This is a genomic window from Enterobacter cloacae complex sp., assembly GCF_900322725.1.
Classification (GTDB): Bacteria; Pseudomonadota; Gammaproteobacteria; order Enterobacterales; family Enterobacteriaceae; genus Enterobacter; species Enterobacter quasihormaechei.
This window is the reverse complement of the sequence record NZ_LT991957.1, coordinates 1,483,683-1,498,309: the sequence shown is the minus strand read 5'-3', so window position 1 is coordinate 1,498,309 and position 14,627 is coordinate 1,483,683. Positions and strand designations below refer to the sequence as shown.

16 protein-coding genes are annotated in these 14,627 nt (G+C 57.0%); 7 read left to right on the top strand and 9 right to left on the bottom strand.

Annotation, left to right across the window (positions count from 1 at the left end; all coding sequences use genetic code 11):
- Positions 1–167 precede the first annotated feature (167 nt).
- On the top strand, positions 168–692 hold the full coding sequence (gene ubiT, locus DBR02_RS07535; protein WP_107533966.1) for a ubiquinone anaerobic biosynthesis accessory factor UbiT: 525 nt from the start codon (positions 168–170) through the stop codon (positions 690–692).
- Entirely contained in the window at positions 686–1,189 is a 504-nt protein-coding gene (locus tag DBR02_RS07530) for a GNAT family N-acetyltransferase (RefSeq protein WP_064909991.1), read from the top strand. Before ubiT ends, DBR02_RS07530 begins: the two co-directional genes overlap by 7 nt.
- On the opposite strand, the gene DBR02_RS07525 is transcribed toward DBR02_RS07530, so the two are convergent.
- On the bottom strand, positions 1,176–1,505 hold the full coding sequence (locus DBR02_RS07525; protein ID WP_107533965.1) for a GIY-YIG nuclease family protein: 330 nt from the start codon (positions 1,503–1,505) through the stop codon (positions 1,176–1,178). The two genes, DBR02_RS07530 and DBR02_RS07525, sit on opposite strands and share 14 nt — an antisense overlap.
- A 14-nt stretch (positions 1,506–1,519) precedes the next feature.
- Between DBR02_RS07525 and DBR02_RS07520 the strand changes: the two genes are divergently transcribed.
- Complete coding sequence (locus tag DBR02_RS07520; RefSeq protein WP_063451060.1) at positions 1,520–1,954, top strand: YhbP family protein; 435 nt, start codon at positions 1,520–1,522, stop codon at positions 1,952–1,954.
- Here DBR02_RS07520 and DBR02_RS07515 read toward each other — a convergent pair.
- The gene (locus DBR02_RS07515; protein ID WP_028014537.1) at positions 1,934–2,452 is read right to left on the bottom strand and encodes a type 1 glutamine amidotransferase domain-containing protein; all 519 of its coding nucleotides are present in this window, start codon (positions 2,450–2,452) and stop codon (positions 1,934–1,936) included. The genes DBR02_RS07520 and DBR02_RS07515 overlap by 21 nt on opposite strands.
- Before the next feature lie 128 nt (positions 2,453–2,580).
- Here DBR02_RS07515 and DBR02_RS07510 point away from each other — a divergent pair, with 128 nt between their 5' ends.
- Both DBR02_RS07510 and DBR02_RS07505 read left to right on the top strand, forming a co-directional pair.
- On the top strand, positions 2,581–3,225 hold the full coding sequence (locus tag DBR02_RS07510) for an NAD(P)H-binding protein (RefSeq protein ID WP_139158020.1): 645 nt from the start codon (positions 2,581–2,583) through the stop codon (positions 3,223–3,225).
- 40 nt (positions 3,226–3,265) lie between these two features.
- Positions 3,266–4,303, top strand: coding sequence for a permease (locus DBR02_RS07505; RefSeq protein ID WP_107533964.1), 1,038 nt, complete (start codon positions 3,266–3,268; stop codon positions 4,301–4,303).
- Positions 4,304–4,353: 50 nt separating this feature from the next.
- Here the strand turns inward: DBR02_RS07505 and dolP are convergent, their stop codons facing one another.
- Genes dolP through DBR02_RS07485 form a run of 4 tightly spaced genes read right to left on the bottom strand, consistent with a single transcriptional unit; the run spans position 4,354 to position 8,027 of the window.
- Positions 4,354–4,929 (bottom strand): division/outer membrane stress-associated lipid-binding lipoprotein, encoded by a 576-nt coding sequence (gene dolP, locus DBR02_RS07500; RefSeq protein WP_006812102.1) that lies wholly within the window; start codon positions 4,927–4,929, stop codon positions 4,354–4,356.
- Between the two features lie 9 nt (positions 4,930–4,938).
- Entirely contained in the window at positions 4,939–5,529 is a 591-nt protein-coding gene (gene diaA, locus DBR02_RS07495; RefSeq protein ID WP_003861754.1) for a DnaA initiator-associating protein DiaA, read from the bottom strand.
- Between the two features lie 21 nt (positions 5,530–5,550).
- On the bottom strand, positions 5,551–5,946 hold the full coding sequence (locus DBR02_RS07490) for a YraN family protein (RefSeq protein WP_107533962.1): 396 nt from the start codon (positions 5,944–5,946) through the stop codon (positions 5,551–5,553).
- Positions 5,904–8,027 carry a penicillin-binding protein activator gene (locus DBR02_RS07485; RefSeq protein ID WP_107533960.1) on the bottom strand — a complete coding sequence of 708 codons (2,124 nt, stop codon included), beginning with the start codon at positions 8,025–8,027 and terminating at the stop codon, positions 5,904–5,906. The genes DBR02_RS07490 and DBR02_RS07485 overlap by 43 nt, the downstream gene beginning before the upstream one ends.
- Before the next feature lie 61 nt (positions 8,028–8,088).
- On the opposite strand from DBR02_RS07485, the gene rsmI reads away from it, so the two are divergent.
- Together rsmI and DBR02_RS07475 are read left to right on the top strand one after the other, a co-directional pair.
- Positions 8,089–8,952, top strand: a complete 864-nt coding sequence (gene rsmI, locus DBR02_RS07480; RefSeq protein ID WP_000809144.1) for a 16S rRNA (cytidine(1402)-2'-O)-methyltransferase — start codon at positions 8,089–8,091, stop codon at positions 8,950–8,952.
- A gap of 5 nt (positions 8,953–8,957) precedes the next feature.
- Positions 8,958–9,938, top strand: a complete 981-nt coding sequence (locus tag DBR02_RS07475) for a Fic family protein (RefSeq protein ID WP_107533958.1) — start codon at positions 8,958–8,960, stop codon at positions 9,936–9,938.
- Between the two features lie 19 nt (positions 9,939–9,957).
- Here DBR02_RS07475 and DBR02_RS07470 read toward each other — a convergent pair whose 3' ends face one another.
- The 3 genes from DBR02_RS07470 to malX are packed head-to-tail and all read right to left on the bottom strand — an operon-like array spanning position 9,958 to position 14,619.
- Complete coding sequence (locus DBR02_RS07470) at positions 9,958–11,847, bottom strand: enterotoxin (protein ID WP_107533956.1); 1,890 nt, start codon at positions 11,845–11,847, stop codon at positions 9,958–9,960.
- 15 nt (positions 11,848–11,862) lie between these two features.
- Positions 11,863–13,035 (bottom strand): MalY/PatB family protein, encoded by a 1,173-nt coding sequence (locus DBR02_RS07465; protein ID WP_107533954.1) that lies wholly within the window; start codon positions 13,033–13,035, stop codon positions 11,863–11,865.
- Between the two features lie 12 nt (positions 13,036–13,047).
- Entirely contained in the window at positions 13,048–14,619 is a 1,572-nt protein-coding gene (gene malX / locus DBR02_RS07460; protein ID WP_107533952.1) for a maltose/glucose-specific PTS transporter subunit IIBC, read from the bottom strand.
- Between the last annotated feature and the right edge of the window lie 8 nt (positions 14,620–14,627).

The following is a 14,627-nucleotide window of genomic DNA, read 5'->3' as shown; positions in this document are numbered from 1 at the left end:
GATTTTAATTAACCCATACGCGACAATTTTTGATTTAAGGCAGCTAATGGCGTATTGATGGCACCAATAATGAGGTATACCGGACAACGGTTTGTTGATTTACGCCGCTATCTTCTTGCCGGGATATGGCAAAATAGCAGGATTATAGCTATCAGGGAGTAAAGCTCGTGCTGGATAAACTGCGTTCACGTCTCGTACAATTTGGCCCATCAATGCTGAGCGTGCCGGTCAAGCTGGCGCCATTCGCGCTTAAGCGCCAGTTACTGGAACAGGTGCTGAGCTGGCAGTTCCGCCAGGCGCTACAGGACGGCGAGCTGGAGTTTCTGGAAGGCCGCTGGCTAAAGATTGAAGTGCGCGATATCGGGTTGCGCTGGTTTACGTCCGTTGAGAACGATCGGCTGATCGTACGTGAGTCCGCCGAGGCGGATGTCAGCTTCAGCGCGGATGCCAGCGATCTGCTGATGATCGCCGCGCGCAAGCAGGATCCTGATACGCTGTTCTTCCAGCGTCGTCTGGTGATTGAAGGCGACACGGAGCTCGGTCTGTACGTGAAGAATTTAATGGATGCCATTGAGCTGGAGCAGATGCCGAAAGCGCTGCGTATGATGCTGATGCAAATGGCAGATTTCGTTGAGGCCGGGCTGAAAACCCCGCCCGACGGTAAACACACTTCAGTAGGTGAACCATGCTGATTCGAGTCGAAATTGGGATTGATGCACCGGGTATCGATGCGTTGTTACGCCGCTCTTTTGCAGGCGACGCCGAAGCCCAGCTGGTACACGATCTCCGCGAAGATGGCCTGATTACGCTGGGTCTGGTTGCCACCGACGATGAGGGGCAGGTGGTCGGCTACGTGGCGTTCAGTCCGGTGATTGTGCAGGGCGAAGAGTTACAGTGGGTCGGCATGGCGCCGCTGGCGGTGGACGAAAACTACCGTGGTCAGGGTCTGGCGCGCCAGCTGGTCTATGAAGGGCTGGATTCACTGAATGAATTTGGCTATGCCGCCGTCGTCGTTCTGGGCGATCCGGCCTTCTACGAACGTTTAGGCTTTGAGCCTGCGGCTAAATACGATCTGCGCTGCCACTGGCCGGGCACGGAAACGTCGTTCCTGGTGCATCCTCTGGCGGACGATGCGCTGGACGGCGTGAACGGTCTGGTGGAATACCACGACCACTTCAATCGCTTTTAATCAGGCTCGCGCGCAGCGCCTCAAAAGAGCCGTCTCCGGTAACGAGGCGCTCTTTCTGGCGCTTCGTCAGCTGCTTAATGCGGTACTCCAGCCTGAGCGCGAGGGATCTCTCGCCGACAGGGGCTGAAAAAGCCAGCTGCAATTCCCCTTTCCCCCGCAGGGCTTTCGCCCCTTTTCCCGTTTGATGCTGCAAAAAGCGCCGCGCCACGTCGGTAGTGATCCCGGTGTAGAGAGCGTTATCAGCGGTTCGGACAAGATAGAGAAACCAGCACACGGTAAACGGATTCAGTATGTTAAGGTGAACGCACCATAGCATGAGAGAGAGCGAAAATGGAAACACTGGACGTCATTAACCGCTGGCTGGCAAAGCAGCACGTCGTGACCTGGTGCGTCTGTAAAGACGAGGAGATGTGGTGCGCGAACGCGTTCTATTACTACGATCCTGAGCGCGTGGCCTTTTACGTGATGAGTGAAGACAAAACGCGGCATGCCCGGATGACGGGCCAACAGGCGAAAGTGGCGGGCACGGTCAACGGCCAGCCCAAAACCGTCGCGCTGATCCGCGGGGTGCAGTTCAAAGGCGAAATTCGTCGTCTGGAAGGTGAAGAAAGCGACGCGCAGCGTAAACGCTACACGCGCCGCTTCCCGGTTGCCGCTGCGCTAAAAGCCCCGGTGTGGGAAATCCGCCTTGATGAGCTGAAATTTACCGACAACACCCTGGGCTTTGGCAAGAAGCTTCACTGGCTACGCGCCGAGCAGGCGTAGCGCTTCGCGGTTAAACGCCGGAAGATCGTCCGGCGTACGGCTGGTGATCAGCTGGTCATTGTCGTTCACCACTTCCTGATCGTAAAACTCGGCGCCGGCGTTTTTCAGATCGATAACGATAGGCTTCACCGCGGTGAGCTTACGCCCGCGCACCACCTCTGCGCTGATCAGCAGCTGCGGGCCGTGGCAGATGGCAAAGACCGGCTTGCCGGTGCCGACGAAGTCACGGGTAAAGGTGACGAAACGCTCGTCCCCGCGCAGGGAATCCGGTGAATGGCCGCCCGGTAACAGCAGGGCGTCGAAATCTGACGGGCTGACGTTATCGATGGACTCGTCGATGGTCACGCTGGCTTCGCCCTTGTGGCCCTTCACGGTTTTACCCGCTTCTTTCTCAATGGTGATGACCTCGTGGCCTGCCTTGCGGAATGCCTCTGCTGGCGACGTAAATTCTGAATCTTCAAACTCGTCGGTAATCAAGACTGCGATTTTTTTACCCATGCTTCCTCCGTTGTTTTCGCTTCAGACTGTTTTTTTCCCGTTTGTGGTAAATACTTACCGGTAACAGACTTTTAAGTGTGGTAGAGCAGGCCCAGATCGCAAACGGACAATTCTGTAAAGGGGATAAGATGAGTCAGGTACTGATTACCGGCGCAACCGGGCTGGTGGGTGGACATCTGCTGCGGCTGCTGATCCAGGACCGGCATATCAACTATATTGCCGCCCCGACGCGCCGCCCGCTGTTGGATATCACCGGCGTCTATAACCCGCACGATCCGCAGCTCACCGACGCGCTGGCGCAGGTGCAGGATCCCATTGATATCGCTTTTTGCTGCCTTGGCACCACCCGGCGGGAAGCGGGCACAAAGGAAGCGTTCGTCCATGCGGATTACACGCTGGTGGTGGATACCGCCCTGACGGCGAAAAAGCTGGGTGCAAAGCATTTCCTCGTGGTCAGCGCCCACGGGGCAAACGCCAGCTCGCCGTTTTTCTACAACAAGGTGAAGGGCAAAATGGAAGAGGCGCTGATTGCGCAGAAGTGGGAGCGCCTGACAATTGTCCGGCCTTCCATGCTGATGGGCCACCGCGACGAACGGCGTTTTAACGAGTCATTTTTCGCGCCGCTGTTTCGCATTCTGCCGGGCAACTGGAAGTCTATCGAAGCGCGGGACGTGGCGCAGGCGATGCTGAAAGAGGCGCTGGCTCCGTCGCAGGAGGGGGTTAATATTATCCCTTCGGCAAAACTGCGTGAAATCGCGCAGGGCGAGGCGTAAACTTCCCCGGCTTATTAAATAACACCTTCCGGGGAATGGTATGACTGGTCAGTCTTCATCTCAGGCGGCAACACCCGTTCAGTGGTGGAAGCCCGCGCTTTTCTTTCTCGTGGTCATCATTGGCCTCTGGTATGTGAAATGGCAGCCGTACTACGGCAAAGCCTTCACCGCCGCCGACACCCATAGCATCGGTAAATCGATTCTCGCGCAGGCCGATTCCAGCCCGCTACGCGCGGCGTGGGATTACGCAATGGTCTATTTTCTTGCCGTCTGGAAAGCGGCGGTATTGGGCGTGCTGCTGGGCTCGTTGATTCAGGTACTCATCCCGCGCAACTGGCTGGTGAAAACCTTAGGACAGCCGCGCTTGCAGGGCACGCTGCTGGGAACGATTTTCTCCCTGCCGGGCATGATGTGCTCCTGCTGTGCTGCACCCGTGACGGCGGGTATGCGCCGTCAGCGTGTGTCGATGGGCGGCGCGCTTGCCTTCTGGATGGGTAACCCCTTGCTGAACCCGGCGACGCTGGTGTTTATGGGCTTTGTTCTCGGCTGGCACTTCGCGTTTATCCGCCTGGCGGCTGGCCTGCTGACGGTGGTGCTTGTCGCTACACTGGTGCAGCACCTGGTGAAAGACAACGAGGCCGGGCCTTCTTCCGTTGAGCTGGACGTCAGCGAGCCGCAGGGCAATTTTTTGGCTCGCTGGGGCAAAGCGCTGTGGCAGCTTTTCTGGAGCACTATCCCGGTCTATATCCTGGCCGTGCTGGTGCTGGGAGCGGCGCGCGTCTGGCTGTTCCCGCATGCGGATGGCGCTATCGACAACACGCTGATGTGGGTGATTGCGATGGCGGTGGCCGGATGCCTGTTCGTGATCCCCACCGCGGCGGAAATCCCGATCATTCAGACCATGATGATGGCCGGCATGGGAACCGCCCCGGCGCTGGCGCTGCTCATCACGCTGCCGGCGGTGAGCCTGCCGTCGCTTATCATGCTGCGTAAGTCATTCCCGGCAAAAGCGCTGTGGCTGACGGCGGGGCTGGTGGCGTTAAGCGGCGTGATTGTGGGGAGTATGGCGCTTGTGTGAAAGAAAGCCCGGTGGCGCTAGCGCTTACCGGGCTTACTGCCAGGCGGGAATTACTTGATGTAGGTAAAGGCGGTGGTGACGTGCTTCACGCCGCTCACCCGGCTGGCGATATCCGCTGCCGCTTTCCCTTCACGTTCCGTCACCAGACCCAGCAGGAACACTTCGCCGTTCTCCGTGGTCACCTTCACGTTTGAGGATTTCACCTGGTCTGTACCCAACAGCTGGGAACGCACCTTGGTGGTGATCCAGGTATCAGATGACGCGGTACCGAGGCCAATTGGCTGGCCCTGGCGGATCTCGTTAAACACTTCCGCCGTGCCTTCTACGCCCATCGCGATCTGTTTGGCGCGGGAGGCGAGTTCAGGGTTTGGCGCCTGTCCTGCCAGCAGCACTTTGCCCTGATAGGCCGTCACGTTGATGCGTGCTTCCTTCTTGATCTGTTCGTCTTTCGACAGCGCACTGTTCACGCGCAGCTCAAGCGTACCGTCATCCACCTGCGTCCCAACGGTACGCGGATCGGTCGCTGCTTTGGTGCCGACCGCTGCGGTACCGACGACAGCGGCAGCGATGCATCCCTGAAGCAGTAATGCAGACATTACGACTGCAAGAGCCGATAAAACCTTCATGAGAACTCCTTAATCATCCTGGTGAGGGAAAAGCGTGTTATCGATCAGATCGCATAAGCAGTTCACCGTGAGCATGTGCATCTCCTGGATGCGGGCGCTACGGTGCGAAGGAATGCGGATCTCCACATCCTGCGGCCCCAGCAGGCCAGCCAGCTCACCGCCGTCGTAGCCGGTCAGGGCGACAATCGTCATGTCCCGGGTGACTGCCGCTTCAACCGCCTTAACGATATCCCGGCTGTTACCGCGCGTGGAGATTGCCAGCAGCACGTCTCCGGCGTGGCCTAAGGCGCGCACCTGCTTGGCGTAAATTTCGTCATGCAGACGATCGTTGGCAATCGCAGTTAAGACCACGTTATCGGTGTTTAGTGCAATGGCAGGTAAGCTTGGGCGCTCGGTTTCGAAGCGATTAATCATGCTGGCAGCAAAATGCTGTGCGTTGGCGGCGGACGTGCCATTGCCACAACAGAGGATTTTGTTGCCGTTGAGCAGCGACTGAACCAGCGTCATCGCTGCACGAGAGATCGCGTCCGGAAGGGCTTCCGCCGCGGCAATCTGCGTTTGAATGCTTTCTGTGAAGCACACTTTAATTCGTTCGAGCACGGTATCCCTTTAAAATCTTATTTATGCGTCTTCGCCAAACGCGTTTTTAAGCCAGTCGATCGCATTTCCAGTGAAGGCTACCACATCGAAACGGCAATCCACAGTATCAAAACTCCCATTATGGCGGGCAAGCCACAAGTGGGCAGTCTGTAATAATTTTTGTTGTTTGGCGAGCGTCACGCTGGCGGCAGCACCGCCAAAACGGGACGACTGTCGGTAGCGTACTTCAACAAACACGATGGTGTGACCGTCTTTCATGATCAGGTCAATTTCGCCGCCGCGCCCGCGAACGTTGGCGGCGACAAAACGCAGTCCTTTGCCTTCAAGCCAGCGGCGCGCTTTTAACTCCCACGCGTCGCCGGTCTGCTTACGGCTTAACTGGCCGGGACGATCTGCCCCTGCTGATATTTGAGCCATGATAACTTCCTGTTAATCACACAATCCTGATTGGCGGTCAGATCGCCGGTATTACCGTTAAGCTCAAAGCCCGGTACCTGACGCATCTGGGTAAAGTGGTTTGCCAGCGCCCAGGCATCGACGCCCATTGCGTACAGACGCGCCAGAGAATAATCATTGCGCACCGCGCCCAGCGCCTGTTGCATCAGCTGGGGGTTACTGCCTGCCAGCATAGGGATTTCGCTGTATTGCAGCCCATCCATTTCCAGACGGAAATCCGGGCCTGCGGTACCCTGCGCGCTGCGCGAGCTGGCGTAGAGCGTTGCGCCGCTCTGGCTGCCGTTACGCATGGCGATCATCGGTTTGATAAAGGCGATCTCTTCCGGCGTCGCGACGATGTACGCCGAATCCACCTTACCGCCGCCGCTGATCTGCGCGTCGGTAGGTGGCGCCGGGATGGTAAGGTCGCCGATGGTGACGCTCTGCTGCTGCGGCAGGCTGGCGGAGACCGGGCTACCGTTAAGAGCAATACCAGCACCGCCGTTCACGCCCGCTCTCAGTTCGGACGCGGAGCCAAATTTCTGCTGCAACACCACGCCACCGCCCAAGCTCTGCCACTCCTGCGCAAACGCGTTGGCGACGCGGTCGCCCAGCGCGCTGCGCGGGATCAGCAGCAGCGGCGCCTGTTTACCCTGCTCGTGAATATGACGCGCCGCATCGCGGGCCTCATCCTCCGGAGAGAGCGCGAAGTAACAGATGTTGGCGCGGTTTTGTACCTGCTCAGGCTGGTTAAGCGCCAGCACGTTCAGCGTGGTGTTGCTCTTCATCAGCGCTTCCACGTTGTTTTTCAACAGCGGGCCTACAACGATGCTGGCCCCGTCCTGCTGAACCTGCGCCAGCACCTGATCGAGCGGCTGGGCGCTGGTGTCGTAAATTTTCAGTTCTGCACCAGGGTTAGCGCTGGTGGTTGCCACAGCCTGCTGCTGGGCCGCTGGCTGCTGTTCCGGCTGCGGCTGTTCTGCCGTGACGGGCGCTTGAGTTTCAGTCGGTGCCTGCGTCGCAGCAGGCGCTGGGGCAGCGGCTGGCGTCGTCGGGGCGGTAACCGGGTTCTGCATGGTGCCCTGCGCAGGGGGTTGCGCGGTGGTCAGGTCTTCGGTTTCAGCAGCCGACGGGCTGACAACGTCATTCACGTTTGCCGCCTGTGCAGCCTGTGCCGGAACCGCGCTGCCGTTGACGGCGGTAGTGCCGTTTTTGGCGGCTTCAAAACCTTGCTGAATGGCGCGTCCAAACACCGCTGCCTGGCCGTTTAACGGCAGCAACAGGGCGATTTTGCTGGTGGAAGCGGGCTTAAAGTTTTGCACGTTCACCAGCTGCGTTGGCAGCATTTTTGCCCCCGGGTTTTGCGGGTAGCGCTTTTGCCAGTCGGCAATGCCAGCTTTCAGCATGTCCGGATCGCTGCGGTTGTTGAACCACATCTGTTGCAGATCCAGCCAGCCTTGCAGGACATTTTCATCGGCATTAATCACCAGCGCCCTGGCCTGATCCTGGGTCATGGAGGCGAGCGCCTGCCAGGTGGCGTCAATATTTTTCTGCTTGTCCGCACCCGCGAGCAAAGGCTCCTGGGCAATCAGCGCGCGGAGTAGCGTCAGGGAAGGGCGGCCCTGCTCAGCGGTGATACCGGCCTGCCAGAATCGGGCCTGCTGATTTTTATCCAGGGTGCTTAGATCGATGGTGCCGAGGATCTTCTTTGCGCCGTCGTCATCTTTCTGCGCGACCTTCAGTTCAGCCGACAGCAGGGTCTGCTCACGACGCTGCTCGTCGTTAAGCTCCTTCGGCAGCTGGCTGAAAAGCTCGGCGGCCTGCTGGGTTTTGCCTTCCTTCAGCAGTGCACGAATGGCGAGTAATTGCCAGTTGATCCTGGTATCATTTGTACTCTGCGACATTTGTTGCAGATAAAAGCCAGAATCAGCCTGAGCGGATCCCTGCATATGAGCAGTGCTCTGGTCGGGTGCCTGGGTGCCGCAGCCTGTAAAGATCAGGGCTGCCAGCAGGAGGGGCACGCTGTGCGCGGCTTTTTTTCGAAGAAACGTTAACGGTACCATACTGTATCCAGTGATTTTTTTACGCAATGCTCAATATTAAATCGGCAATACGGACGAGACAATGAAACAACACGAAACGGCAGATAATTCTCAAGGCCAGCTTTATATTGTACCTACTCCTATCGGGAATTTGTCTGATATTACCCAACGTGCACTCACTGTATTGCAAGCTGTTGATTTAATTGCTGCTGAAGACACCCGTCATACCGGTTTACTGCTGCAACACTTTGCCATTAACGCCCGTTTGTTTGCCCTGCACGATCACAATGAGCAACAAAAAGCCGAAACGCTGGTGGCGAAGCTTAAGGAAGGGCAGAACATCGCCCTGGTCTCTGATGCGGGTACGCCGCTTATTAACGATCCGGGTTACCATCTGGTGCGCACCTGCCGTGAAGCCGGGATACGCGTGGTGCCGCTGCCGGGGCCGTGTGCTGCTATTGCCGCATTAAGCGCGGCGGGTCTGCCGTCCGATCGTTTCTGCTACGAAGGTTTCCTGCCCGCCAAATCCAAAGGCCGCCGCGACGTGTTAAAGGATCTGGAAGCCGAACCGCGTACCCTGATTTTCTACGAATCCACGCACCGCCTGCTGGAAAGCCTGGAAGATATGGTGACCGTCTGGGGCGAAGGGCGCTACGTGGTGCTGGCGCGCGAGCTGACCAAAACGTGGGAAACCATTCACGGTGCACCAGTTGGCGAGCTGCTGGCGTGGGTGAAAGAGGATGAAAACCGCCGCAAGGGCGAAATGGTGCTGATTGTCGAAGGGCATAAAGCGCAGGAAGACGCCCTGCCTGCCGATGCGCTGCGTACGCTGGCCCTGCTACAGGCTGAACTTCCTCTGAAAAAAGCGGCTGCGCTGGCGGCAGAGATCCACGGCGTGAAGAAAAATGCGCTGTATAAATACGCGCTGGAGCAGCAGGGGGAGTAAGTGACATGAGCCGCTATCAGCCGCCATTTACTATCACGCCATTTATTCTTAATCAGGTTGTTGAGATTGGTGAACTATTGGGGCACTGGGCGGCTCATTCAGGCAGAATATCACCCTTACTGCGCAAAGAGAACAGGATACGCACTATTCAGGCTTCCCTGGCCATCGAACATAACTCATTAACGACCGGACAGGTGACGGCAATCATGGATGGCAAACGCGTGCTTGCACCTGAAAAAGATATTCAGGAAGTACGCAATGCTATCCTGGCATATGAGAAATTGATCGAATGGAAGCCCTGGATGCTCAACGACTTACTTAGTGCACACCGATTATTGATGATGGGTCTGGTCGATCACCCCGGAAAGCTCAGAAAGGGGGACGTAGGGGTGTACCGTGGAAACCAGTTAGTCCACATGGCCCCGCCAGCGTCACAAATGAACCGCCTTATCGACGATCTTCTTTCCTGGCTTAAGCAGACCGATCTTCACCCGTTGATTGCCAGCTCGGTATTTCACTACGAGTTCGAATTTATTCATCCCTTTTCGGATGGAAATGGACGCATGGGGCGGCTGTGGCAAACGTTGATCTTAAGCCAGTGGCGTGCAGAACTTGCATGGCTGCCCGTTGAAACACTCATTCACTTCCAGCAATCGCGCTATTACCAGATTTTAGGACAATGCGATCGGGCCAGTGATTGCACGGCATTCGTGGCGTTTATGTTACAAAATTTGGCCGAAGCTTTGCGGGAAGGCATCGATATAACATCCGTCATGTCGGAAAAAATGTCGGAAGAATTGTCGGAAAAGGAAAACACTATCCTTGAGCTGCTTACCGTTCAACCGCAAATGACTGCGGTGATGTTGGCCTCTGTATTGGGGGTGACTTCCCGCACCGCGGAACGTTATCTCCGTTCTTTGCAAACAAAGGGTAAATTAAAACGCCTGGGGGCAAGGAAAGGGGGAAGCTGGCAGGTCATGCCTTAACCTGCCAGCTGAACACTTTTTATTTCCCAGGCATCGCCTCAAACACCAGCGTTTCCAGCGGTTGCAGGGTGATCACCACGGCGTTTTTATACTCCTCCGGTACGGTTGAATTACTGCCGTACACGGCTTTGAGGGTAAACTGCGAACGCTCTCCTGCTGGGATCTCAAAATCTTTCGTTAAATCCAGATAGTAACGTTGCGGCTTATCCGACGGGTTGCGTAAGCCAAAAATCGCTTTGTCTTTGCTCCAGGAAGCCCAGCCGTAAACCTGAAGCGCAGTCGGGTCACCGCCAATCCAGTGAGTATCCACCAGCACGCTGGCATTCTCACGCGACCATTTTGCGGCCTGCGCCAGGGTATCCCACTTCGCCTTGTTGAGCATGGATGGCGTGATGTACAGTTCCTGCAACTGGGTGCCGGTTGCGAAGTAGCTCCACACCTGGTCGGCAAAATCGCTGTCCGTTTGCACCTTCTCCAGACCGTAATACGCATTTTCGGCGCTGACGATCCCGTGGTACATCAGCGAGTTCAGCGGGAACAGCGGACCTTTGCGCACGATGGATCGCCAGGTTTCGGCATCGCGGTAGGTCATCCACTGCTGCACCGGCGTGCCGGGGCCGTACAGGTTGATATCATCGCCCTGACGCCAGATCGCGTCAGCGTAGAACAGCCAGGACGGGCTGGCGTCGGTGCCGGTCGTCAGGTTGATAAACAGGTTTGGGTTGGCGCTACGCATGTTATGCAGCAGGGCGATTGACGCGTCGAAATCTGAGGCAAACGGACTCCCCTTGATATGCGAGTTGGCGTTGCCCATGCCGTCGAGCTTAAACGAGGTAATGTGCTCGTTTTCGATCAGCTTGATGATCCGATCGTTAAAGTTTTTAAAGTAGTTCGGCCCTGACAGCGCCAGCTTCCCGTCTACGGTTTCAAATCCGTACTCTTTTGCATGCGAGACGCGAATATCGCGCGGCTTGTTGTAGCCGCCCCACGGTGAAAGCCACAGCCCAACCGAGCTGTGCAGGCTGTCGGCTTTCTCCCTGACCTTGCCGAAACCGTTGCTGAATGCCGGGCCAAACAGCCACCGTCCGGTGCGATCGTCCCAGCCATCGTCCAGCAGGAACGCGTCCAGCGCTACGCCGCGCCCGGCGATAAACTCCTTGTTCCATTCGTCCATCCGCCCCAGCACATCCTGCTCGGAGTACGGGGTAAAGAAGCCGATGTCCATCCAGCTGTTGTAGTGCAGATAAGGCTTGTACGGCCGCGGACGCACGGCATCAATAAACTGGTTCACGCTGCGGCGCAGTTGGCTGGTTTCCGGGAAGGTGCCAAACCAGGTGGTGTAGCTGACCGGCGCTTCAGGCTGAATGGGCGTTTTCAGCTCGACGTTCAGGTTCGTGGTGGCTTCATAAGCGTATGTATTTACAATCGGTTTGTCTGGCAGAATGAAGAACGAGTCGGCCACGATTGGCGAGCTGTTGATCGCCCCGTCAACGTAAGGCGCCTGGGACTGCTTTTTCGTCGGGAAGAAGGTAATTTTCGCCACGTCCCGCGGCTGGCCGACCGCAGCGATGGTGTAATCGATACTGGCGTATTTTTTCTTCACCAGGTTCAGCTTCACCGTCACGTTAAAATCCGGATGCGTAAAATCGACGACAATCGCGTTGTCCTGCTTTTCGACGTGCTTGATTTTAAAATCAGCGGTATGGATTTTTGTTTCATCCGGCAGCGTCAGAAAAAACAGCTCCTGCGGCGCGAGCGGATGGTTAGCCCTGCTGTCCTTTACCACGGCCGCTGCGTTTGCATCATCAAACGAGAGGGCAATAGCGTCGTTGCTGAGCGCGTAGTTCGCTGCCGCCGCGCCGTGGGACACGCAAAGCGCCAGCAGCGAGAGTGTGAGCACTTTTTTCATCGGGTAAGATCCTTATCAGTAATGCTTCAGCATTCGGTTGATTGACTGCTCCAGCCAGTAGCGCTGGGTGCCGAAGTTAATCCGCAGGTAGTTTTCGCCGTTCTGGACGTAGTGGCTGCCGTCTTCAATGACCACGCCAGCCTGTTTTGCGAAATGTTGGGTGAGCGCCGTCGCGCTGCGATCGTCCGCGCTGACGTCTACCCAGGCGAGATACGACGACTCCGGGTTCATCATCTTCCACGCCGGGAAGTGGGTCTGAATGGCATCCGCCAGGTAGCGGGCATTGCCGCACAGATAACCGTTCAGCGCGTCGAGCCACGGCTGGCCGTGCTGATAGGCCAGAATAATCCCCCACACGCCGAAGATATTTGGCGAGGTAATGGAGTTCTTCTCAAGCTGCTGACGGAAGCGCTGGCGCAGCGAATCGTCTGGAATCATCGAGTAGGATGTTTTTAGCCCCCCCAGGTTGAACGCTTTATTCGGGGAGGTCAGCACAATCAGGTTATCCAGCGCGGCGCAGCCGGAGGTCAAACAGCTCACGAACGTGCCGTCGAGAATATGTTCCGCGTGCACCTCATCTACCACCAGAATGGTGCCGTAGCGTTTGCAGAGCTCGGAGACCTGGCGGATCTCATCCGCGCGCCAGATCCTGCCGGAGGGGTTATGCGGCGAGCAGAAGAACCACAGCGCGGGCCGGTGCGTTCTGAGCAGCGCTTCCGTCAGGTTAAAATCAAGCTGGTAGCGGTTGTCTTCCACGCGCAGCGGGTTAGCGAGTACTTGCACTCCTTGTCGCTGCGTCGCCATGGCAAACGGATCGTACACCGGGGTGTTCATCATCACGCAGTCGCCGGGTGTGCAGAACGCCTGAACCGTATAGTGCAGCGTGGACACGGTGCCGTAGGTCAGGGTGATCCATGACCTCTCCACCTCAACCTGATGACGGATGCGCTGGAAGGCGATGACCGCATCGTAGAATTCGTCGAAGCACCAGGTATAACCGAAGGTGCCATGCTCCACGATGCGCTGAAAGCCTTCAGTCACGGCGGGTGGCGAGGTGAAGTCCATATCTGCTATCCACAGCGGGATAAATCCCTCCGGGACATCACCGAAACGCGAGCACACAAACGCATGATCCCATTTACGGCACTTATCGCTTTTACGCTCAATGATCCTGTCGAAATCAAACACAACGACCCCCTGTTAAATTAAGGCTTCAATGCCGGTTTTGACGCTCTGCACCTGCGGGCCGATGATCACCTGAACGCTGTGGGCATCAAGCACCACGACGGACAGGGCGCCCGCGGCCTTCAGCGCCTGCTGGTCAATAAGCCCCTTATCTTTCACTACCAGACGTAAGCGGGTAATGCAGTTGTCGAGCGACTCAATATTCTCTTTGCCGCCAAGCGCACGAAGAATAAGTCCATGATCGTATTTTGATTTTCCACGTGCCCGGGTATTGGCTTCCACCGCCTGGAGCGCACCCTGCGCGTCAACCTCACGGCCCGGCGTTTTAATATCGTGTTTGAGGATGTACCGGCGGAAGACGAAGAAGTAGATAGCAAACCAGGCAATACCCACCGGGAACAGCAGATACCATTTGGTCGACGTTCCCTGCATGACGCCGAAGATCAGCAGGTCCAGAATGCCGCCGTCGGTGTTGCCGATGGTGACGCCAAGCAGCGCCATCACCAGCAGCGCCAGGCCAGACATAACGATATGGAAGGCATAAAGCACAGGGGCGATAAACAGGAACAGGAACTCAATCGGCTCCGAAATGCCGGTGACCACCGAAACCAGCACGCCGGAAAGCAGCAGCCCTTTAATCACCGGACGGTTCTCCGGGCGCGCGGTGCGGTAGATGGCATAGGCCACGGCAGGCAGGCCGAAGATAAAGGTCGGCATAAAACCTTGCGATAAAAATGCCGTAACGTGCGGGCTAAACGGCAGGCCGGCCTTCAGCTCGGCGTAGAAAATATTCAGCGCACCGGCCACCTCATGGCCGTTGACCATCTCAACGCCGCCCGCCGGGGTGAAGCGCACCATCGCCAGCAGAATGTGATGCAGGCCAAACGGCTTGAGCAGCAGCACGCCCACGCCATACAGGAACGGCCCAAAAACGCTGGTGCTCTGGATAATATGACCAATCCCGGCAATGCCCATCGCCACATATTCCCACAACAGGGGGATGAACAAACCGACCAGCGACAGGGTGAGGGCGGTAATAATCGGGACAAAACGAATGCCGCTAAAGAAGGCAAAGGCGTCGTGCAGCACCGTGTCCTGAAAGCGTTCGTGCAGGAAGTAGGTGATGACCCCCACCACAATGCCGCCCAGCACGCCCATCTCCAGCGTTTGAATGCCCAGCACGATGGATTGTCCCACCTGTCTCATGGTGGCGGCATCGGCAAGCTGGTGGGTGGCGGTCAGGTAATAGTTGATGCTCATGTTCATCAGCATGTAGCCAACGAATCCGGCAAAGGCGCCTACCGCTTTATTGCGTTTGGCAAGGCCCATCGGGATCGCCATGGCAAACATCAGCGGCAGGTAGGTAAAGGCAAACCCGCCGACCATGGCGATAAAACCAAAGGTGAGCTGCGTTAACTCGCCGCCCAGAAAAGGAAAACTTTTGATGGTGGAGGGGCTGGTAACGGAACTGCCAATACCCAGCAGCAGCCCCATAAAGGCAAGCAGGGACACCGGGAACATAAAGGTCTTTCCCAGGCTCTGGAAAAACGCCCACGCTTTCGATTTAAACGACTTTTCCTGTGTCATGTAGGGAC

What these genes read in the sequence shown, in the direction of transcription:
- DBR02_RS07530 (WP_064909991.1), top strand. Translation starts at nt 686, where the DNA reads ATGCTGATTCGAGTCGAAATTGGGATTGATGCACCGGGTATCGATGCG.
- DBR02_RS07525 (WP_107533965.1), bottom strand. Translation starts at nt 1,505, where the DNA reads ATGCTATGGTGCGTTCACCTTAACATACTGAATCCGTTTACCGTGTGC.
- DBR02_RS07520 (WP_063451060.1), top strand. Translation starts at nt 1,520, where the DNA reads ATGGAAACACTGGACGTCATTAACCGCTGGCTGGCAAAGCAGCACGTC.
- DBR02_RS07515 (WP_028014537.1), bottom strand. Translation starts at nt 2,452, where the DNA reads ATGGGTAAAAAAATCGCAGTCTTGATTACCGACGAGTTTGAAGATTCA.
- DBR02_RS07510 (WP_139158020.1), top strand. Translation starts at nt 2,581, where the DNA reads ATGAGTCAGGTACTGATTACCGGCGCAACCGGGCTGGTGGGTGGACAT.
- DBR02_RS07505 (WP_107533964.1), top strand. Translation starts at nt 3,266, where the DNA reads ATGACTGGTCAGTCTTCATCTCAGGCGGCAACACCCGTTCAGTGGTGG.
- dolP (WP_006812102.1), bottom strand. Translation starts at nt 4,929, where the DNA reads ATGAAGGTTTTATCGGCTCTTGCAGTCGTAATGTCTGCATTACTGCTT.
- DBR02_RS07490 (WP_107533962.1), bottom strand. Translation starts at nt 5,946, where the DNA reads ATGGCTCAAATATCAGCAGGGGCAGATCGTCCCGGCCAGTTAAGCCGT.
- DBR02_RS07485 (WP_107533960.1), bottom strand. Translation starts at nt 8,027, where the DNA reads ATGGTACCGTTAACGTTTCTTCGAAAAAAAGCCGCGCACAGCGTGCCC.
- rsmI (WP_000809144.1), top strand. Translation starts at nt 8,089, where the DNA reads ATGAAACAACACGAAACGGCAGATAATTCTCAAGGCCAGCTTTATATT.
- DBR02_RS07475 (WP_107533958.1), top strand. Translation starts at nt 8,958, where the DNA reads ATGAGCCGCTATCAGCCGCCATTTACTATCACGCCATTTATTCTTAAT.
- DBR02_RS07470 (WP_107533956.1), bottom strand. Translation starts at nt 11,847, where the DNA reads ATGAAAAAAGTGCTCACACTCTCGCTGCTGGCGCTTTGCGTGTCCCAC.
- malX (WP_107533952.1), bottom strand. Translation starts at nt 14,619, where the DNA reads ATGACACAGGAAAAGTCGTTTAAATCGAAAGCGTGGGCGTTTTTCCAG.